Origin of the sequence: Vibrio ulleungensis (assembly GCF_016900875.1) — a bacterium.
GTDB lineage: Bacteria > Pseudomonadota > Gammaproteobacteria > Enterobacterales > Vibrionaceae > Vibrio > Vibrio ulleungensis.
Genome location: NZ_JAFEUM010000003.1, coordinates 256,829 through 275,888 on the forward strand (window position 1 = coordinate 256,829; position 19,060 = coordinate 275,888).

Here is a 19,060-nt window from a genome sequence, read left to right on the forward strand (position 1 = left end):
ACTAGAATTTATAAGGCGAGTATGCGCAAGTACCGTTCGCAGTTGAAAATACAGAGACAATGTCAGGTGCCAGCTATAAAGTGACATATATGAAAAAGGCCCTGATAATAATCAGGGCCTTAGATGTGGCGGAGAGATAGGGATTTGAACCCTAGAACCGCTATTAACGGTTGCCGGTTTTCAAGACCGGTGCTTTCGACCACTCAGCCATCTCTCCGTTGCGGTCGCTATAATATAAAGCCTTAAATCTGTTGTAAACCCTTTGATGGTTTGTTTGCTCGCTTTGTGAGCAAAGTCAGTGGATTAACACTCGTCGGTGGCGTGTTCTAAGTAAAAATTCGTTTCCGATGGGTTGTTGGTGCCACCAGGCTCTATGTAGTGCACATAGCAGCGTTTAGTCGGGGTATCTGCAATACCAAATCCTACTCGTACGTTGCTGCTATTACTTGAATTACAGTTTGATAACGTGCTGCTGAAACACACATCCCAGTCACTGTCACTAAAGTCGTCGTTGCCCAGGTCGACTAAATCAAGAATACCCAGTCCATTCTCAGCGTAAGATTCGGGATAGCCATATTTGAGCTCTAGGTAACCAAGGTTAGTCTCAATAGATGGGTAGGTATCGGCGTTGCTATCAGTAGGCGCTACGACCCTTGGGCTGTTTTCTGCGCCTGCAATAACCGCTTTAGAGTAACTCAACATCGCGGCATCGTTGATTGCTGCTGATAAACCATTCACGGCGCTAATTCGAGCGTCTTTTTGTAAGTCTAGAAAGCGTGGAGCAGCGGTCACCGCTAATACGCCCAAAATGACGATGACGATAACTAATTCAATAAGCGTAAAACCGCGAGGTCTCATGTCAACTCCTATGTACGACCGATAAAGGCTTATTCTGGTTTTAGAGTATACGAAGAGTCAATGGATCGTAAATTGTTATCTATGGGAAATTGAGCCTAAAAACGAAAAAAGAGAGCCGAAGCTCTCTTTTAAGGGATAATGGTCGGACTGACTGGATTTGAACCAGCGACCCCTGACACCCCATGACAGTGCGCTACCAAGCTGCGCTACAGTCCGATAGCTATAAATTAACGATCGAATCTCGGTGCGTCAATAGCTTACAATCTGAATGCGCAAGTTTCGAACGGCTTGTTTGCCAATTGTGTGAGCTGCACTCACGGAAGTTAAAATCCCCAACAATTTGATTAGCAGTTGCTGTTATCGTTTCGACGATTTGCGTCTGCTAGCCAACAATCCAAATAGGCCAAAACTCATTAGAGCGATGGCTGAAGGCTCTGATACGGCAACGGAAGGCGAGTCTGAGCGAGCAGAGCTGACACCATCAAACCATACGCTCCAATAGGTACCCATGTCGACACCGTTAGCTGGTTGGTTCCAAACAGCTAAAGGAATAGCGGTTTCGTTATCAAACGAAAAACCATCGGAAATCATCGTGCCGCCTGCAAAGTTGTTATAAGTGGCTATGGTAAAAACGTAGTCCCCAGCGGACAGGTTACCAAAGACTAACCCGGAATCGAATTCTGTCTGGGTGGCGGTATCGATTTCGTCGTTGTCATCATTCTCATCAACCAACTCGCCACTGTCTTTCCATAACGCGGTAATAGGGTCAAAGTTTTCACCGTCTTTAAATGAATCCGTCCACATGCGTACATTTGTCGCATCATTATCCAATGTGAAGTAGGTGTAAATCACATCATTGTGGAATTCAATATTGCCCTCAAAATTGATCAATACTGCTTGTGCAGCACTGGTCATGCCAAGTGTTAGCGTAAGAATGACTGTGTTCAGCATTTGTTTCATTATTTTACCTTAATCTTTATGTCCATATAGGCGGTTGTCGCCATACGCACAACGGCAAAAGGCGTGCCACATTGTAAGGTGTTGAATTTTATGCATTTATATTCAACTTTCGTGTGAGGCGACAAGGAGTGTAAAAAAAACTGACACCTGGAATATGGAATGAGCACTACAAAGGTAACAAGTTGAATATACAATGAAAAAACGGCAGCCCATATAACATATGGGCTGCCGTACTAATAGTAGAGGACTCTAATATGCTTTAAAGTGCATATTCACTCTGTTGTAGCTCTAAATGAGTAGTCTATAAGTGTAAAATTAATCGACAAGTTTACCGCTGCGCGTGTCTTATCCTATAAATTATTAACTAAAGCCTCACGACTTATCTAAAAACTACTCGTCCGTTTGGTAAAAACGTTTAGTTTCTCCAAGCCCTTTTAAAATAAGCGATAGCTTAGGCTTAGCCTCTTGTTGACGACGGTAATTACTGTCATACAGTTTATAATTGCCAAATCGGTCCAAAACAATAGTGGTAGAAGGCGTCACGATAGCAATATCTCGTGTATCACCAGCAAGCAAGTGGGTACGTTTTTTAGTACTGAATAGGTTTTGCCCACTGCTGTAGTCAAGAGGATTATTGGTAACACTAAACAGGTCCTGCAATAGGGTTACCGAAATGTCGTAGTGAGACGTAGGGTAGTTAATTTCTTGAGCAATAATATTTGGCCAATGCAAAATGAGCGGGACCTGTAACTGATACTGACTGTAGTTACTATTGGTGCCCCAACTGTTGGTGCGTGTTTCATTAAACTCCCACCCGTGGTTTGCAGTGATCACAACCACAGTATTTTCGAGCATGTCAGCATCTTCAAGATGTTGAATAATCAACCCTAAACTATTGTCTAAGGTTGTGGACGCCGTTTGGTAGGCTGCTTTTAAGCTTTCTGTTGGTGTGGCTTCTGAGTTTTCTTCAACCAATTGTTCAAAATTGGCGAGATCGGCCAGTTGTATCAATGCTGCCCACGGAGCCTCATTGTTATCGCTTTGCCATTGACGAAACATCTCTGCTATTTTTTGGTCTGTGTCGGTTCGGAACACTTCGCCAGCTCCAAACACCTCAGTGCTGATGACATCATTGTCGCCATTGTAGGATGTGAAAAAACCAAGTTGATAGTTGTACTTTTCAAACTGCTCAACAAGCAGCGGTTTAATGCGCTGATGCTCAAGATTGAGGCTATAACTCGCTGGTATGCCGTAAACCAAACCAACGTCGGAGTAGCGGTCATTACTGGAGGCGTAATGGTTATTAAATTGCTGTGATTGACGCGAAAATTGTTGCAGATTTGGCATGACCATTTCTGTTACTGCGTCTGCTCGTAATGAATCGACCTGAACAATGAGCACATTGTAATCATTGCTTCGTTTCGCGTTTTCAATGGTGGCCAGAGGGTAGTTAAGAGTGGTTTGCAGGGCTTCGCCACGCTCTACTTTCTTTAAGTACTCTCCACGATCAAACCAGCCCTGTTTCTCTAAAAATGACTTTGCTGTCATCGGATAAGAAAGTGGGAAGTTGGCGCGTTGGCTAACGATCGGCTGATAAAATACCGCATCTGCCCAAATATACACACAGTGACTGGCAATAAAACATACAAAGAATAAGGCGCCTATAGGGCGTCCAATGCGTTTATGGGAGAGCTTACGTTGTTTTCGCCAGATCCATTCTGATATAAGCAGTTGAAACATAAATATCAGTGGAACTGCTATAAACAGCGATTGCCATTCGCTATCGAGGTTGCTCTTATCGTTGGTTAGAAGAACTTCCCAAACAATAGGATTAAGGTGCAAATGCAAAGACTGATAGGCTTCAACATCTAATAATAATACCGTCAGCCCACCGGTTGCGATAATTGCGGACAAAAATCGGAACAGTTTGCGAGACGGTACTATGAAGGTAAGTGGGAAGAGCAGCAATATGTAGAGAGCAAAGACTAAAAAGCCAAAATGGCCTATCCAGGATAAGACTAAATAAGTCTGTCCTAGCAGAGTGTCAGGCCAAGCTGAGCCGGTGATGTAGCTTGTACCAATGAGCATCGCAGCCACGATATTAAAAAAGGCAAACCAGTGACCCCAGTTCACCAGTTTTGATACACGATCGCCATAACTGTTTCCGCTTTCTACCATGAGCTCTGTCTTCTTTTTCTAGACTAATCGTTAACCGATGCAAGAAGTGCATCAGCAAAAGATTGTGCGATCATTTTACGTTGAGACGCAGGCACATTGTGGTTTAGCACATTAGTCGCCATGTTACCGATCAGCATGATCGCCATGTCAGTTTTTACATTGTGCTTTTTTAAGACATCAGTCATTTCTGTAAGAATGGTTTCAATCTCTTTGTCACTGTACTTCGAAGTTATAGGCATAATTTATCTGAATTTAACGGAAAAACGGCTTATGATACCCTACTCTCGGTCACAACTGAAACTACATATAGTCAAAACCATTATGAGCCTTAATCTTTCTAACGTCATTTTACACCAACTCACAAAAAACGAGCAGGACGAACTACAGGTAGAGTACCGTTCTGAGACGTTACCCACTGATTCGTCAACGGAACATTTAGTTGCGGAACTTCATCGCGTTTTCAATGCCAAAGGCGGCAAAGCGTTCGGTACCTTTGCAGAAGAAAGCGAATTTAAGCAATGGCTTGGTGAACTTTCGTCTCAGGCGCTCGATTTTTATACGTTTTCCCAGCAAAGTGCCGAGCGACTCAAAAAAGAGCTCGCCAAATACCCGTTTGCAGATGCGGGTACCTTTATTCTCGCGCAATACCAGTCTTTGGCAACCAACTATTTATTTATTGGCTTGTTGCCAACTAATAGCAGCCTTAAAGTGACGGAAGGATTGAGCATTAGTGCGACGGATTACCTCGACATAACAAAAATGGATATCGCAGCGCGTATCGATTTGTCGACCTACGAAATGGACCCTTCGTCCAATCGTTACCTAACCTATGTAAAAGGTCGAGTAGGCCGTAAAGTTGCCGATTTCTTTATGGATTTTTTGCAAGCCGAAGCCGGGCTTGATCCAAAAATGCAAAACCAAGTACTAATGCAAGCAGTAGAAGATTTTGTAGCCGATGAAAAGCTCGAAAAAGAAGAAGCAATTGCTTACCGTAAGCAAGTTGCCGATTACTGTGGAGAGCAAATTAAAGCGGGTGAAGAGATCGAAGTTAAAGAGCTTTCTTTTGAGCTGCCGGCCAGTTCGGATGGAACCAGTTTTGCCGACTTTACCCAAGAGCAAGGCTACGACCTAGAAGAGAGCTTTCCAGGTGATCGCACCGCAGTACGTAAACTCACTAAGTATGTAGGTGCGGGTGGTGGGTTAAACATTAGCTTTGATAGTTTGTTGCTGGGTGAGCGCGTCCACTACGATCCACAAACAGACACCTTGACTATTAAAGGAACACCTCCCAACCTTAAAGACCAGTTAACAAGAAAAAGTTAGTTTGATTTCCTGATTGACTAATATTTTCTAGACTAAGTCACTTTTTGTTAGCTTAATGTTAATTTGTTTTGCTAGTGAACGGTGACTTTTTTGTTGATAGAGCATGACTAAATGATAAGTATATTCAGCGTGTTATCCTACATTCTTGCTGCTTTATACCGACTTCCATGCGTCTATTTCGATGTTGCTTGCTGTGATTTTTGCTGTGTTTGCACAAAAAAACAGATCTAAGCTCAAAAAAGGCTTGTTTTCTCCGCCACAATTGATTATTCATGTTTATAGATAAGATTGATTTTCACGGAGAGTAGCATGAGAGTAGGATTGGTTGGCTGGCGCGGAATGGTTGGCTCAGTATTGATGCAGCGTATGGTTGAAGAAAAAGACTTTGACCTGATTGAACCTGTATTTTACAGCACCTCACAAGTGGGTATCCCTGCGCCAAACCTAGGTAAAGATGCGGGTGTACTGCAAGATGCGTTTGATATTGACAGCTTAAAGCAGCTGGATGCCATTATTACTTGTCAGGGTGGAAGCTACACCGAAAAAGTGTTTCCTGCACTGCGACAAGCAGGGTGGAAAGGCTACTGGATAGACGCAGCTTCTACCTTACGCATGGATCCTTCTTCTATTATTACTCTCGATCCAGTGAACCTTGCCCAAATTGAACAAGGTATTGGCAGCGGCGTTAACACTTACGTTGGTGGCAACTGCACAGTAAGCCTAATGCTGATGGCTGTTGGTGGACTGTACGAAAAAGGCTTGGTTGAGTGGATGAGCGCAATGACCTATCAAGCGGCTTCAGGCGCTGGGGCTAAGAACATGCGCGAGCTTATCTCTCAAATGGGTGTGATTCGTGATTCTGTAAGTGACGAGCTTGCTGATCCTGCTTCTTCGATTTTAGATATTGACCGCAAAGTCGCGCAAACCATGCGCAGTGACGCGTTCCCAACCGATCAATTTGGCGTGCCTTTAGCGGGTTCGTTGATCCCTTGGATTGATGTTAAGCGTGAAAACGGGCAGAGCAAAGAAGAGTGGAAAGCGACGGTTGAAACCAACAAGATTTTGGGCCTGCAAGACTTTCCTGTGCCTATCGATGGTACGTGTGTACGTATCGGCGCGATGCGTTGTCACTCTCAAGCGCTCACGATCAAGCTAAAGCAAAATGTGCCAATGGACGAAGTGGAAGAGATCATTGCCACGCATAATGATTGGGTAAAAGTGATCCCGAATGACAGAGACATTACCGCTTCAGAGCTGTCTCCAACTAAAGTGACCGGTACATTGTCTGTGCCAGTTGGTCGTTTGCGTAAGATGTCGATGGGTGATGACTTCCTTAATGCCTTTACTGTGGGTGACCAATTGTTGTGGGGTGCGGCAGAGCCTCTACGCAGAACACTGAGAATCATCTTGGCGGCCAAAGGCTAAGCTCAATAAAAACTCTAGCGTGTCTAACAATCCCTTTTGGTGAAAGCCAAAAGGGATTTTTTGTAGGAAAACTCTGAAACAGCACTCTGGCTACGGGAAATTGACAATCCCCTAACTCGACATAGACTCAATTAATTACCATTTCACCATGGACCAATGGCTGGAGTATTTATGAAAAATCGTGGGTTTACGTTAATTGAATTGATTGTTGTCGTAGTGATTTTGGGGATCCTCGCCATCACTGTTGCACCTCGTTTTTTGAATTTACAAACGGATGCAAAAATTGCCGACTTACAAGGTGTTGCAGGGGCGATGAATGATGCAGCGCATCTGGCCTATGATAAAACTGCAATCGATGGCCAAGAAAACGCGGAACAATATGAAATTGCAATTGATGCTGATACTAGAGGATTAGTTCAATTTGGTTACCCAAGAGTGAGTCGTGAAGGAATGGAGCACTTTTTACAAATAGAGTCCTCTTACCACAATGAAGATGGCTTAGATTGGACATGGGGAGCCAGCAACCCTTCAGAATTCAGTGGTCCACACTTTTGGGTTGTTACACAAACGACTTGGTTAGGTGAGGGGCCCTATACACGAGAAAGCATAATAGCCTCAAACTGCTACGTAAGGTATGACGCACCTATTGCACAAGGAGAAGGCTTTACTGTTGAGACGATTACCGACGGGTGTTAGTCCTCGTCTGGGTTTACAACTCGCTCTGAAGGTGTCGCAAGCTCACTGCCACAGTGTTTGCAATGTAGGGCGTCATTCTCGTGTCCAGTTTTGGCGCAATTGGGGCACTTGACCAACGTTCGGTGGGCTGACATTTCTTGATTCATCTCAGCGGTAATGATCCCAGTGGGTACCGCCAAAATGGAATAACCTAACAACATCACTAAAGCCGCAACTGCTTTGCCAAGAGCGGTGACAGGGTAGATATCACCGTACCCGACGGTTGTGATGGTCACGATAGCCCAATAGATACTCATCGGGATGCTGGTAAAACCATTGTCCGGCCCTTCAATAACATAAAGGGTGGCACCAAAGATGGTAACCAGTATTGCCACCATCGAAAAAAAGATCAGGATCTTTCTACGCGCCATAAACAGCGAACGCATTAACATGTTGGAGTCTTTGAGGTACTGGACTAGCTTAAGCACGCGGAAGATTCGCATGACGCGCAGTAAGCGAATGATCACCGCAAAATGGGCGTTAGGTACGATGAGCTGTAGGTATGTGGGTAAAATGGCCAGAAGATCAACAACGCCATAAAAGCTTTTAGCGTATGCAGCGGGCTTGGGCGAACAGTATAACCGCAGCAAGTATTCAATAGTAAATAGCGCCGTAAACAGATACTCAATCAGCGCAAGCTCTGTTTGATAGCGGCTGGCATAGGGCTCTATAGTGCCGAGCACCAGTACAACTAACGATGTAATGATGGCCACAATTAACGAAATATCGAAAATGCGGCCAGCTTTGGTGTGGGTGCCAAATATGGTGACGTACAGCCAGTGCTTAGTGGTGTTAGTTTTCACAACTATTCATACGGTTAATATACTAATTTCAATAGCATAGACCGAATAGTTCACTTAAGCTAGACCTGGTAGTGCACCTCTAACCCCATGAACAATAAACTCGATACCGAGTGCTCCCAAAATAAGACCCATGATACGAGTGATCACATTGATCCCAGTCTGCCCTAGCAAACGTACTATATAAGGTGCAGAGCGAAAGAGTGCCCAAGCAAATAAAGAAAACACAACAATAGTGGCTGAGATGGCAAGGATATCCAAAAAGCCTGAATGCTCTGTACCTAGTACTATTGTTGAGCTGATTGCACCGGGTCCGGCCATTAATGGCATTGCTAGTGGCACAACACCAACTTGTTCTCGGCTGGCGTTCTCTGACTTTTCCTGCTGGTTTTGCTTATGATCGCCAAGTTTACCGTTCATCATGGCAAATGCGATACTTAACAGCAGCATGCCACCCGCTATTCGAAACGAATCGAGAGAGATGCTGAACATGTCCAACAGCCACTGACCCATAAGCAACGATACAATCAGGATCACGGCCACTGCGATGTTGGCAGTTGCAGCGGTCTTGATGCGTTCAGACTCTGTAAGGTGGCTGGTTAACGACACAAACACCGGCATGATGCCGACTGGGTTCACAATGGCAAATAAGCCGACCAAAAACTGCAAATAAATGGTGATATCAAATTGACTGAAGGCTGTCATGGCGATGCGCACTATTAAAGGTGGAAAAATTTCGCGTAATGTACGAGATTTAGGCTCGCTAATCGAATGAAATTAATTGCCAAAATCGGGTCATTTGCCTGAGAAAAACTAATGTAATGATAGACATCAACGAGAAATGTTGCACACCTGTTTACCGAATCCGATAATGTGAAGTTTTGTGAGTTTAGGTAACAAAGAAAAGAGACTATTTTCGCGCTTGTGAAGCACGCGAATGGCGTTATACTGTTGTGGAGTAAGCTACAGCATCTGTGTAACAAATCATCGCAGTCTGTAGTTTTTTTACGCTTTTGATGTAAAGTTACCCATAAAGAGTTAGTTGGTTAAAAAAGTCGCATTAAAATTGAGTTTGTAATTTATTGTTTTTATGATGGTTTTTGGTGATTTGTAGGGAAATTACCAAATTAATTTTTCGAAACTGATCTGCATCAATCTACAAAATATTATGAAAGAATATACTCAGTTCTGAAAGCGATTTACTAAGCTCGATGGTTTGAAACGATCACGAATTTAATAAATAGTTTTTACATTTATCTTTAGGAGATTTTTTATGCCTGTATCAAATATGGCTGAACTGGATGCTCTAGTAGCACGCGTTCAAGCTGCACAAGAAGAGTTTGCTACCTTCTCACAAGAGAAAGTTGACGCTATCTTCCGCGCTGCTTCACTAGCCGCTAACCAAGCACGTATTCCACTAGCGCAACAAGCGGTAGCAGAATCTGGCATGGGTATCGTAGAAGACAAGGTTATCAAAAACCACTTCGCTTCAGAATTCATCTACAACAAGTACAAAGACGAAAAAACTTGTGGTGTTCTAGAAGAAGACGACAACCTAGGCACGATGACTATCGCAGAACCAGTAGGGATCATCTGTGGTATCGTTCCAACAACTAACCCAACATCAACCGCTATCTTTAAGTCTCTAATCTCACTTAAAACTCGTAACGGTATCATCTTCTCGCCACACCCACGTGCTAAAAACTCAACTAACGACGCAGCAAAGCTTGTTCTTGATGCAGCAGTTGCAGCGGGCGCACCAAAAGACATCATCGGTTGGATTGACCAACCTTCAGTTGAGCTTTCTAACGGCCTAATGAAGCATGATGGTATTGCACTTATCCTTGCAACTGGTGGTCCAGGCATGGTTAAAGCGGCTTACTCTTCAGGTAAACCAGCTATCGGTGTTGGCGCGGGTAACGTTCCTGTTGTTATCGACGAAACGGCTGACGTTAAGCGTGCAGTAGCATCTATTCTTATGTCTAAAACATTCGATAACGGCGTTGTATGTGCTTCTGAGCAAGCAGCAATCGTTGTTGACGAAGTATACGACGAAGTAAAAGAGCGTTTCGCTACTCACAAAGCTTACGTACTAAGCAAAGCAGAAGCGAACAAAGTACGTAAAGTACTGCTTATCGACGGTGCGCTAAACGCGAAAATCGTTGGTCAGCCAGCTCCAGCAATCGCTGAACTAGCCGGTGTTAAAGTTCCTGCAGATACTAAAGTTCTTGTAGGTGAAGGTCTTGCTAAGGTGTCTTACGATGACGAATTCGCACACGAGAAACTGTCTCCAACTCTAGGTCTATTCCGCGCGGACAACTTCGAAGACGCAGTTGCACAAGCGGTAACTATGGTTGAGATCGGTGGTATCGGCCACACATCTGGTCTTTACACTAACCAAGACACTAACGCTGACCGCATCCGTTACTTCGGTGACAAGATGAAGACTGCACGTATTCTTATCAACATCCCAACCACTCACGGTGGTATCGGTGACCTGTACAACTTTAACGTTGCACCATCACTAACATTGGGTTGTGGTTCTTGGGGTGGTAACTCTATCTCAGAGAACGTAGGTCCTAAGCACCTTATCAACAAGAAAACTGTAGCGAAGCGAGCTGAAAACATGTTGTGGCACAAACTACCTAAGTCTATCTACTTCCGTCGTGGTAGCCTTCCAATCGCACTGAGCGATCTAGAAGGTAAGAAACGCGCATTCCTAGTAACTGACCGTTTCCTATTCAACAACGGTTACGCAGATGACGTAGTACAACTACTTAAAGCTCAAGGCATCGAAGTTCAAGTATTCTTCGACGTAGAAGCAGATCCAACACTATCTGTTGTTGAGAAAGGTGCAGAAGCAATGAAGAGCTTCCAGCCTGACGTTATCCTAGCTCTAGGTGGCGGTTCTCCAATGGATGCTGCTAAGATCATGTGGGTTATGTACGAGCACCCAGAAACGCACTTCGAAGAACTCGCAATGCGATTCATGGACATCCGTAAGCGTATCTACAAGTTCCCTAAAATGGGCGAGAAAGCTGAGCTAGTATGTATCACTACTACTTCTGGTACAGGTTCTGAAGTAACTCCATTTGCCGTTGTAACTGACGACAAGACTGGTGCTAAGTACCCACTAGCGGATTACGAACTAACGCCTCAAATGGCTATCGTAGATGCGAACCTTGTAATGAACATGCCTAAGTCTCTAACAGCGTTTGGTGGTTACGATGCCGTAACTCACGCACTAGAAGCTTACGTATCTGTTCTTGCTAACGAGTACTCAGACGGTCAAGCGCTTCAAGCACTTAAGATGCTTAAAGAGTACCTACCTTCAAGCTACGCGAACGGTGCAAACGACCCAATCGCTCGTGAGAAAGTACACAACGCTGCAACTATCGCTGGTATCGCGTTCGCTAACGCATTCCTAGGTGTGTGTCACTCAATGGCTCACAAAATCGGTGCGGAATTCCATATCCCACACGGTCTTGCTAACGCATTGCTTATTTCTAACGTTGTTCGTTTCAACGCAAACGACAACCCAACTAAGCAAACTGCATTCTCACAATACGACCGTCCACAAGCACGTCGTCGTTACGCTGAAGTTGCAGATCACCTAGGCCTAAGCCAAGCTGGCGACCGTACTGCTCAGAAGATTGAACGTCTACTAGCATGGTTGGATGAACTAAAAGTGAACCTAGATATCCCAATGTCTATTAAAGACGCTGGCGTATCAGAAGCAGACTTCATGGCGAAAGTTGATGAGTTAGCGGTAGAAGCGTTTGATGACCAATGTACTGGTGCAAACCCACGTTACCCTCTAATCACTGAGCTTAAAGAAGTTCTAATCTGCGCTTACCACGGTAAAGCGTTTGTAGAAGGTGAAACTTACGAAGGCACTACAGTTATCAAGAAAACTGAAGAGAAGCCTGCTAAGAAGAAGTAATCTGTCTTAGATAATTAGTTTCGCTAGCACGTAACTAATAGTAAAAGCCCCGCCAAGTGCGGGGCTTTTTTGTTGTGCCAAACCTATCATAGAGTAGCCTTTAATAGGGAGCTTTTCCGGATAGGATGCTTTTACTAATCGAAGTCATTAACGAGCAAGAATGATCAGGTAATTGCTTTGGCTGGTATTATGTCCTCTAATTTTATCTCTTTAGCTTGAGACAACTCGGCCACTGAAATAATCATTAGCCACAACATATTCGGTATTGCGGATCAGTTCGTGCCTAACTTCCGCCAAACTGATCACATTGTTATCCCGCGAAGAATAAGACGAGCCCGGTACGACACTGCCAACGCGAATGTGGTAAGGGTCTAACTCTTCGGCCCAAGTTTTGGTCACGCTGTTAACGATCACCGAGGTGTCGCTGAGTTTGTGTTGTGCAGCATTGTCGTTGCTGATCACATTGACTATCACGCCGTGGGTGTTGTTTTTTTGCATTTGACGAGCTGTCGCATGTCCAAACCCGTATAACTTGGAAGAAAAGTCGGTGAAGCTTTGTGTGAACTCTTCTACCGGTTGCTCACTAGTGAGCTCGGGCAATGTCGCTGATTGCAGGTTGTTGACCAAAATGTCGACCCCACGTCCTAGAGTTAGCTCTACTTGTTGAAAAAGCGTATCGATAGAGTGTTGGGCGTAATTGGGAATGACAAAGCTGACAACGGTAGCGTCGCTATTTTGGATGAGATGGCGGGTGTTCCGTAAACTTACAGCATCATCATCAACCAAGACGATGGTGGCGCGTTGCTGTGAGAAGTGAACTGCCAATTTTTGGCCAAGTAGTGTCCCGGCGGAATTGATCAAGATAACTGAATTAGCAATCTGCATGACAAGCGCTCCTCACAATGTGGTGTGATCTAATAGTGGACAACTTTACGTTATCAACGTGTGAAAAAGATCATAAAACGCTGTGAATAAACTGATGGCTGAACTGTTTTTGGCTCTGTATCACACAAATTGTGCAAAATTTATGCAATCCCACAGTGAAAAAATGGGTATTTATTACATAGAGTTAGAAAGTTATGCACAATGCGCGAGTTGAGATTCGCGTAAATTGGTTGTGAGTGTATTAATCAGAGGCTCTAACTCGGTGACGTTGGTTGGTTGAACAAGGGATTGACGATGATGATAACCAAGATTGTGGTAAACATCTTCAGCTAAACCTTGATGGTGTTCGGTAGGATAAGTTAACGCATCTGGCGTTAAAGCTTGCTGGAGTTTGGCACTTTGCAATCCACCATTGTGGAACTGTTTTGAAATCTCTACTGCGTTCTGTTTTGCTTGTTCATCGGCAATCGGAGCCGCTTGCGGCGCGATCTTGATGTTTGAAATACTGTCAGAAGGGGTAAGGTCTATAGCATCTTTAGGCAGTGCAAACTCATTACTGAGCATTGCGATGAGCATGCCAAAGTCGGCCGAGGACTGAGTATTGACCGCGCGCGAAATCGCAGGGTTTAACTGCAATTCTTGAATTGATGCTGTGGTATCAATTATTGGGGTCGACACGATAACGCTCCTTGGTTATCTCATGTATCGACAAATGTGCGAATATCTTTAATAAAAAAACCCGCTAATTTAGCGGGTTTTCAGAGAGTTAACTTTGGCTAATTGCTTATGTTACTTCGCTAGATTTTGAGCAACAAAGTCCCAGTTAACCAACGCCCAGAATCCATTCATGTAGTCTGGACGAACGTTACGGTAGTCGATGTAGTAAGCGTGTTCCCACAAGTCCACAGTTAGAAGCGGAGTGATGCCTTCGTCAGTAAGAGGAGTTGCTGCATTAGACGTGTTAACGATGTCTAGTGTGCCATCCGCTTTTTTAACAAGCCAAGTCCAAGAAGAACCAAAGTTGTTGATCGCTGAATCAGTGAACTTCGCTTTAAACTCGTCGAAAGAACCAAATGAAGCGTTGATTGCCTCAGCAACAGCACCTGTTGGAGCGCCACCTGCGTTTGGAGCAAGACAGTGCCAGTAAAACGTGTGGTTCCAGATTTGTGCAGCGTTGTTAAACACACCGGCAGAAGAGGTTTTGATGATTTCTTCTAGAGTTTTGCCTTCGAATTCAGTACCTGGGATAAGACCGTTAAGCTTAACAACGTAAGTGTTGTGGTGCTTACCGTGGTGGAAGTCCAAAGTCTCTGCAGAGATGTGTGGTTCTAGCGCGTCTTTTGCGTAAGGCAGGGCTGGTAGTTCAAATGCCATGATAGTATTTCTCCATTAGAGTGGGCAGCGCCCACGATGCGTCCAGTGTATGTTCTTATTGTTACGACCTTGGGTCATAGTGCGCTTTATTTTAGCAACCTTTTACTTTATTAAAAGAGCTATTAAGAAATTTTTTACAAATTGACTAAAATTAAAACAACTGGTTTAGAACAAAATGGTATAGCCTTAATAACATTGTGCTTTTTATTCTGTGCAGAATGCGTAGAATATCGAGATCTAAGACGTAAATGGATGATCACTATGGAAACCATCGATAAAATCAAGCAGCAGATTGCTGAAAACAATATTCTTCTCTACATGAAAGGTTCACCTAAGCTTCCAAGCTGTGGCTTCTCTTCTCAGGCGTCTCAAGCCTTAATGTCTTGTGGTGAGAAATTTGCTTACGTAGATATTCTACAAAACCCGGATATCCGCGCTGAGCTACCAAAATACGCTCAATGGCCGACTTTTCCTCAACTTTGGGTTGATGGCGAACTGATTGGCGGCTGCGACATCATTTTGGAAATGTTCCAAAAAGGTGAGTTACAACCGTTGATTAAAGACGCGGCAGCCAAAAGCGGCGAGTAACAAAACACACAACTGAAGAGTGCATAGCACTCTTTTTTTTGGTCTAAGCATTGTAGGTGTGTTGAATCTGTTTGTTTGTAAGTAAAGGGAAGCTATCCATGGAATTACTTTATGTACACGATCCTATGTGCAGTTGGTGTTGGGGGTATAAACCTACTTTCGACCGCTTAGTAAAACAACTGCCAGATGAAGTGAAGTTAGTGGTATTGATGGGGGGATTGGCACCAGATAACGATCAACCCATGCCACTCGAAATGCAGCAGAATCTTAAAAACATTTGGGTACGCATTGAACAACAGCTAGGCACCCAGTTTAATTATGATTTTTGGACTCAATGCCAGCCGGTACGGACAACATACAGCGCCTGTCGAGCGGTTATCGCGGCAGGAAAACAGGGCAAATATTTGGAAATGATTGAGGCCATACAGCACGCTTACTATTTGCGTGCGATGGAGCCTCATACGCAAAAGACTCACCTCATACTTGCCGAGGAACTCGATCTTAATGTTAGCCAATTCCATGCAGACTTAGTGAGCGACGGCGTTGACCAAGAGTTTGCCGCGCAAAGACAGTATTGCCGCCAAATTGGAGCGAATAGCTATCCCACTTTACTGGTGCGAGATGACAATATGCAGGTGCACCCTGTTGCGTTTTCGTATACAGACGAACAGGTAACGCTTAATGATTTAGTTAGACTGAGTCACGAGCTTTAATCAAAACGCTGAACCAAAAAGCCGGTGTCTATCATAGATAAACACCGGCTTTATTATTTCTTTTTTAGCTTGTTGGCGACTACAGAACCATTGCTGCTATCCAACCAAAAATGATCAATGGAATGTTGTAGTGTACAAATGTCGGTACAACCGTTTCCCAAATGTGTTCATGTTGACCATCTGCGTTCAATCCAGACGTTGGACCCAGTGTTGAATCAGACGCGGGAGAACCAGCATCCCCAAGAGCCGCTGCAGTTCCCACTAGAGCGATCGTCGCCATTGGGCTAAATCCAAATGCCAACGCGAGTGGGACATAGATGGTTGCGATAATCGGAATCGTTGAAAATGATGAGCCAATTCCCATTGTGACGAGCAGTCCCACAATCAGCATCAGTAAGGCTGCCATAGGTTTATTGTCACCAATGGTTGAAGAGATAGTTTGTACTAGGTCTTCGACGCCGCCAGTTTGTTTCATTACCGCTGCAAACCCTGCGGCAGCGATCATAATGAAACCAATCATGGCCATCATATGGACGCCTTTTTGGAACACGTCGCTTGTTTCATTCCATTTGATCACGCCACCAAAGGTGAACACCATAAAGCCGGCCAGCGCACCAATGATCATTGAGCCTGTAGATAACTGTACAGAGAGTGTTGCCGCGATGCCTACCACTGCAACTATGATGTTCTTCTTATTGATGTGCTTAGGATCGGTGTCAACTTCAGTCAGCTCTGTGGGTGCGTAATCACGAGGTTTACGATAAGTAACAAAAATCGCTGTGAGTAAGCCAGTTAACATGCCTAACCCAGGAAGCAGCATTGCCATCGGAACTTGGCTTGCAGTGACGCCTTCTAGACCATTGGCGGTAAGATTGGCAAGAAGGATGTCATTGAGGAAGATGCCACCAAAGCCGATAGGCAGCAACATGTACGGTGTGACCAAACCAAAGGTAAGAACACAAGCAACCGCACGGCGGTCAAGGCGTAACTTCGCAAATACAGCCAGTAGAGGTGGAACTAAAATGGGAATAAAGGCGATATGCACAGGAATAACATTCTGCGACGACATGGTCACCAGAATTAAAGCAACCAACACGGTGTACTTGAGACCCATTGTGGCACCATTGTGCTCTTCACCATGGATTTTTTTGATGACAGATTGCGCAAGTAGATCGGTGATGCCAGAGCGCGAAATAGCAACCGCAAATGCACCAAGCATGGCATAGCTGAGGGCAATGGTTGCCCCTCCACCTAAACCGCTTTCAAAGGCTGAAACAGTATCGGTGAGGCCCATGCCTGCGATAAGACCACCCACAAGGGCGCTAAAGGTAAGTGCGACGACAACGTTTACACGCATAATAGCGAGTAATAGCATCACACAAACGGATATGACGACAGGATTCATAATGGTAATTTCTTTGTTGTGTTGTAGTTCGCAAGCGAACGATATTTTGAGTTAATCAGCTTAGCGCTGTTAAGACTCGTTTTTTTGTTCTTGCAAGGGCCATCCGCCTAAGGCTTTCCATTTGTTGACAATAATGCAAAACAGCTCAGCGGTTTTGAGTGTATCGTACAACGCAGAGTGGGCTTCTTTGTTGTCAAAATCCATACCTGCAGTTCGACACGCTTTTGCTAGTACAGTTTGACCAAATGCAAGACCACTTAGAGCCGCAGTATCGAACGTGGCAAACGGGTGGAACGGTACGCGTTTGAGCTTACAGCGTTGATTAGCAGCATTTACAAAGCTCAGGTCAAAAGTCGCATTATGCGCCACCATAATTGCACGACTGCAATTGGCGGCTTTTTGCTCTTTACGAACCAGCTTATAGATTTCCTTTAATGCTTCTTCTTCAGAAACGGCACCTCGTAGGGGGCTAAAAGGGTCTTTAATACCATTAAAATCAAGCGCTTCTTGTTCGATATTGGCGCCTTCAAAAGGTTCAACATGAAAATGAATAGTCGAAGCCGGATGCAAATCGCCGTTGTCGTCCATGGCTAAAGTGACCGCACAAATTTCGAGCAGTGCATCACCTTGGGCATTAAATCCTGCAGTTTCTACATCGATAACTACCGGAAAATAGCCTCTAAATCGGCTTTTTAGCGTCAACGCTTCGTTTTCTGAACTCATGTGAACTCTAATTGATGAAGAACTGGCGCATTATTGCAGAAAGTGGCAGATGAAAAAACACATTCGTACTGTTTTTAAAGAATATTAAACGTTGGCGAGATAATTGCTTAGTAAATACAGACAAACCGCAGGATTAAAGTGAAAACCTGCAATTTGATGAAAAACTGCACAAGTTTAGCATCAGTTGGTCGATAAAATAATTGAGAAGTGATCAGAGGGCAATTGCTTGCCGTCGAATGAAGGTACATAAATGAAGACAAGGATACTGGCCGCAGTGATTGCAGCATTAGGCAACACGCAATTTGCCTATGCTACGCATGCACAGTTTATCGCAAAACCAGAGCGCTCAGAATGGATGATGGTCGCTAATTCGCCATTGGAGTGCCGCTTAGTGCATCCTATACCAGGATTTGGACAAGCTGAATTTTCTTCTCACGCCAGTAAAAAAATTAACCTCGATTTTGAGCTCAAGATGCACCGCCCAATGGGCAGTACCGAGAATGTGTCACTGATCTCGATGCCGCCGCAATGGCAGCCGGGTGTGCGCGCTATGACGATGGAGCAACTTAAGTTCTATCAACAGTTTGATGGCTATGTTGGCGGACAAACAGCGTGGAGCATGATGTCGGAGCTCGGTGTCGGCCGTGTGCCAACGTTTACCTTCAGAGATTGGCACGCGCAAAGCCAGAGCATTCAAGTTGGGTTGTCTCCAGTTCGCTTTAAGTTGCCCTATGAAGCATTTAGTATGTGCGTGAGTAATTTACTGCCATACACCTTTGAAGATATCGCCTTTACGATACTTCACTACAACCGTAACAGCGACTCACTTAATAAAGCATCAGAGAGACGCCTTTCACAAATTGCAGAGTACATTCGGTATAATAAGGATGTTGATTTAGTGCTGGTTGCCACTTATAGCGACAGCAGTGGCGAAAAGGACGAAAACCAAAACCTAACAGAGCGCCGAGCACAAGTATTGCAAAACTATTTTAAATCGATTGGGTTAGATGAAAACCGAATAGAAGTGCAAGGCTATGGTGAACGTAGACCTATCGCAGATAATGCGTCACCGATAGGCAAGGACAAGAACCGCCGAGTAGTGATCTCTTTAGGTAGAAGCAACGTGTAGAGAGTCAATTAACGATTGCTA

18 protein-coding genes and 2 tRNA genes are annotated in these 19,060 nt (G+C 44.4%); 7 read left to right on the forward strand and 13 right to left on the reverse strand.

Annotated elements, in window-relative coordinates; all coding sequences use genetic code 11:
• Window positions 1-126: 126 nt before the first annotated feature.
• The 6 genes from JQC93_RS09740 to JQC93_RS09765 form a co-directional block, all read right to left on the reverse strand.
• Window positions 127-217: transfer RNA gene (locus JQC93_RS09740), tRNA-Ser, on the reverse strand.
• A gap of 86 nt (window positions 218-303) precedes the next feature.
• Entirely contained in the window at window positions 304-858 is a 555-nt protein-coding gene (locus JQC93_RS20400) for a pilus assembly FimT family protein (RefSeq protein WP_205158252.1), read from the reverse strand.
• A 139-nt stretch (window positions 859-997) separates the two neighbouring features.
• Window positions 998-1,074 (reverse strand) — tRNA-Pro (locus JQC93_RS09750).
• A gap of 141 nt (window positions 1,075-1,215) precedes the next feature.
• Window positions 1,216-1,818 carry a DVUA0089 family protein gene (locus JQC93_RS09755; protein ID WP_205158253.1) on the reverse strand — a complete coding sequence of 201 codons (603 nt, stop codon included), beginning with the start codon at window positions 1,816-1,818 and terminating at the stop codon, window positions 1,216-1,218.
• A gap of 390 nt (window positions 1,819-2,208) precedes the next feature.
• Window positions 2,209-3,996, reverse strand: a complete 1,788-nt coding sequence (locus JQC93_RS09760; RefSeq protein WP_205158254.1) for a DUF3413 domain-containing protein — start codon at window positions 3,994-3,996, stop codon at window positions 2,209-2,211.
• A gap of 23 nt (window positions 3,997-4,019) precedes the next feature.
• Window positions 4,020-4,235 carry a DUF1414 domain-containing protein gene (locus tag JQC93_RS09765; protein WP_205158255.1) on the reverse strand — a complete coding sequence of 72 codons (216 nt, stop codon included), beginning with the start codon at window positions 4,233-4,235 and terminating at the stop codon, window positions 4,020-4,022.
• An 82-nt stretch (window positions 4,236-4,317) separates the two neighbouring features.
• On the opposite strand from JQC93_RS09765, the gene yejK reads away from it, so the two are divergent.
• From yejK to JQC93_RS09780, 3 genes are all read left to right on the forward strand, one after another.
• Window positions 4,318-5,319, forward strand: coding sequence for a nucleoid-associated protein YejK (yejK, locus tag JQC93_RS09770; protein WP_205158256.1), 1,002 nt, complete (start codon window positions 4,318-4,320; stop codon window positions 5,317-5,319).
• 309 nt (window positions 5,320-5,628) lie between these two features.
• Window positions 5,629-6,744, forward strand: a complete 1,116-nt coding sequence (gene asd / locus JQC93_RS09775; protein WP_205158257.1) for an aspartate-semialdehyde dehydrogenase — start codon at window positions 5,629-5,631, stop codon at window positions 6,742-6,744.
• A gap of 171 nt (window positions 6,745-6,915) precedes the next feature.
• Complete coding sequence (locus JQC93_RS09780) at window positions 6,916-7,440, forward strand: type II secretion system protein (protein ID WP_205158258.1); 525 nt, start codon at window positions 6,916-6,918, stop codon at window positions 7,438-7,440.
• Here the strand turns inward: JQC93_RS09780 and JQC93_RS09785 are convergent.
• Window positions 7,437-8,282: an ion transporter gene (locus JQC93_RS09785; RefSeq protein ID WP_205158259.1), complete on the reverse strand. Its 846-nt coding sequence runs from the start codon at window positions 8,280-8,282 to the stop codon at window positions 7,437-7,439. The genes JQC93_RS09780 and JQC93_RS09785 overlap by 4 nt on opposite strands.
• 54 nt (window positions 8,283-8,336) lie before the next feature.
• A complete protein-coding gene (locus JQC93_RS09790) occupies window positions 8,337-8,984 on the reverse strand; it encodes a YchE family NAAT transporter (RefSeq protein WP_205158260.1) in 648 nt (215 codons plus the stop codon).
• Window positions 8,985-9,552: 568 nt separating this feature from the next.
• On the opposite strand from JQC93_RS09790, the gene adhE reads away from it, so the two are divergent.
• Window positions 9,553-12,222: a bifunctional acetaldehyde-CoA/alcohol dehydrogenase gene (gene adhE, locus JQC93_RS09795; RefSeq protein WP_205158261.1), complete on the forward strand. Its 2,670-nt coding sequence runs from the start codon at window positions 9,553-9,555 to the stop codon at window positions 12,220-12,222.
• 210 nt (window positions 12,223-12,432) lie between these two features.
• On the opposite strand, the gene JQC93_RS09800 is transcribed toward adhE, so the two are convergent.
• From JQC93_RS09800 to sodB, 3 genes are all read right to left on the reverse strand, one after another.
• Window positions 12,433-13,107: an SDR family oxidoreductase gene (locus JQC93_RS09800; protein ID WP_205158262.1), complete on the reverse strand. Its 675-nt coding sequence runs from the start codon at window positions 13,105-13,107 to the stop codon at window positions 12,433-12,435.
• A gap of 192 nt (window positions 13,108-13,299) precedes the next feature.
• Window positions 13,300-13,785: a VC2046/SO_2500 family protein gene (locus tag JQC93_RS09805; RefSeq protein ID WP_205158263.1), complete on the reverse strand. Its 486-nt coding sequence runs from the start codon at window positions 13,783-13,785 to the stop codon at window positions 13,300-13,302.
• Between the two features lie 111 nt (window positions 13,786-13,896).
• A complete protein-coding gene (gene sodB, locus JQC93_RS09810; RefSeq protein WP_205158264.1) occupies window positions 13,897-14,481 on the reverse strand; it encodes a superoxide dismutase [Fe] in 585 nt (194 codons plus the stop codon).
• A 261-nt stretch (window positions 14,482-14,742) separates the two neighbouring features.
• Between sodB and JQC93_RS09815 the strand changes: the two genes are divergently transcribed.
• Window positions 14,743-15,069 (forward strand): Grx4 family monothiol glutaredoxin, encoded by a 327-nt coding sequence (locus tag JQC93_RS09815; protein ID WP_205158265.1) that lies wholly within the window; start codon window positions 14,743-14,745, stop codon window positions 15,067-15,069.
• 98 nt (window positions 15,070-15,167) lie between these two features.
• Window positions 15,168-15,782: a DsbA family protein gene (locus tag JQC93_RS09820; protein WP_205158266.1), complete on the forward strand. Its 615-nt coding sequence runs from the start codon at window positions 15,168-15,170 to the stop codon at window positions 15,780-15,782.
• Between the two features lie 79 nt (window positions 15,783-15,861).
• Here JQC93_RS09820 and JQC93_RS09825 read toward each other — a convergent pair whose 3' ends face one another.
• Together JQC93_RS09825 and rnt are read right to left on the reverse strand one after the other, a co-directional pair.
• The gene (locus JQC93_RS09825) at window positions 15,862-17,187 is read right to left on the reverse strand and encodes a Na+/H+ antiporter family protein (RefSeq protein WP_205158267.1); all 1,326 of its coding nucleotides are present in this window, start codon (window positions 17,185-17,187) and stop codon (window positions 15,862-15,864) included.
• A gap of 69 nt (window positions 17,188-17,256) precedes the next feature.
• Entirely contained in the window at window positions 17,257-17,910 is a 654-nt protein-coding gene (gene rnt, locus JQC93_RS09830) for a ribonuclease T (RefSeq protein WP_205158268.1), read from the reverse strand.
• Between the two features lie 250 nt (window positions 17,911-18,160).
• Between rnt and motY the strand changes: the two genes are divergently transcribed.
• Window positions 18,161-19,039, forward strand: coding sequence for a flagellar protein MotY (gene motY, locus JQC93_RS09835; RefSeq protein WP_205158269.1), 879 nt, complete (start codon window positions 18,161-18,163; stop codon window positions 19,037-19,039).
• The last annotated feature ends 21 nt before the right edge of the window (window positions 19,040-19,060 follow it).

Bases quoted from the DNA above. Each gene is read 5' to 3' on its own strand.
- JQC93_RS09780 (WP_205158258.1), top strand. From the start codon at position 6,916: ATGAAAAATCGTGGGTTTACGTTAATTGAATTGATTGTTGTCGTAGTG.
- yejK (WP_205158256.1), top strand. From the start codon at position 4,318: ATGAGCCTTAATCTTTCTAACGTCATTTTACACCAACTCACAAAAAAC.
- JQC93_RS09755 (WP_205158253.1), bottom strand. From the start codon at position 1,818: ATGAAACAAATGCTGAACACAGTCATTCTTACGCTAACACTTGGCATG.
- asd (WP_205158257.1), top strand. From the start codon at position 5,629: ATGAGAGTAGGATTGGTTGGCTGGCGCGGAATGGTTGGCTCAGTATTG.
- rnt (WP_205158268.1), bottom strand. From the start codon at position 17,910: ATGAGTTCAGAAAACGAAGCGTTGACGCTAAAAAGCCGATTTAGAGGC.
- JQC93_RS20400 (WP_205158252.1), bottom strand. From the start codon at position 858: ATGAGACCTCGCGGTTTTACGCTTATTGAATTAGTTATCGTCATCGTC.
- JQC93_RS09760 (WP_205158254.1), bottom strand. From the start codon at position 3,996: ATGGTAGAAAGCGGAAACAGTTATGGCGATCGTGTATCAAAACTGGTG.
- adhE (WP_205158261.1), top strand. From the start codon at position 9,553: ATGCCTGTATCAAATATGGCTGAACTGGATGCTCTAGTAGCACGCGTT.
- JQC93_RS09790 (WP_205158260.1), bottom strand. From the start codon at position 8,984: ATGACAGCCTTCAGTCAATTTGATATCACCATTTATTTGCAGTTTTTG.
- JQC93_RS09800 (WP_205158262.1), bottom strand. From the start codon at position 13,107: ATGCAGATTGCTAATTCAGTTATCTTGATCAATTCCGCCGGGACACTA.
- sodB (WP_205158264.1), bottom strand. From the start codon at position 14,481: ATGGCATTTGAACTACCAGCCCTGCCTTACGCAAAAGACGCGCTAGAA.
- motY (WP_205158269.1), top strand. From the start codon at position 18,161: ATGAAGACAAGGATACTGGCCGCAGTGATTGCAGCATTAGGCAACACG.
- JQC93_RS09815 (WP_205158265.1), top strand. From the start codon at position 14,743: ATGGAAACCATCGATAAAATCAAGCAGCAGATTGCTGAAAACAATATT.
- JQC93_RS09820 (WP_205158266.1), top strand. From the start codon at position 15,168: ATGGAATTACTTTATGTACACGATCCTATGTGCAGTTGGTGTTGGGGG.
- JQC93_RS09825 (WP_205158267.1), bottom strand. From the start codon at position 17,187: ATGAATCCTGTCGTCATATCCGTTTGTGTGATGCTATTACTCGCTATT.
- JQC93_RS09765 (WP_205158255.1), bottom strand. From the start codon at position 4,235: ATGCCTATAACTTCGAAGTACAGTGACAAAGAGATTGAAACCATTCTT.